Source organism: Desulfurellaceae bacterium (assembly GCA_021296095.1).
Taxonomy (GTDB): domain Bacteria; phylum Desulfobacterota; class Binatia; order Bin18; family Bin18; genus JAAXHF01.
Window position 1 is genome coordinate 6,188 of record JAGWBB010000177.1, and the last position, 312, is coordinate 6,499.

1 protein-coding gene is annotated in these 312 nt (G+C 64.1%); it reads right to left on the reverse strand.

Going from position 1 to position 312, the window contains the following annotated elements; genetic code table 11:
• Nucleotides 1–312, reverse strand: a 312-nt coding sequence (locus tag J4F42_22570) for a hypothetical protein (GenBank protein ID MCE2488308.1), incomplete at both ends; no start/stop codon positions are given.

The window sequence follows — 312 nt, forward strand, 5'->3', positions numbered from 1 at the left end:
GCACGGCCTCGACCCGGCGCTTGGTGGCGATCACCCGCATACCCATGGCCTTGACCCGCTCGGCAACCGCCAGGCCGATACCGCCCAGCCCGATGATCCCGGCCGTGTGACCGTACAATTCGGAAAAGGTCGGGTACAGGTCAAACATCTCGCGGCGCGGCCACTTGCCTTCGAGCTGATGGCGGTAGGCCACGTGGAGCTGGCGGGCCAGGATGATCATCACGCCCAGGATATGCTCGGCAATCGGAATGCCGTGCAGCCCTCGGGAGTTGGTGATGACGACATCGCTGGCGATCATCTCCGGGAACAAGA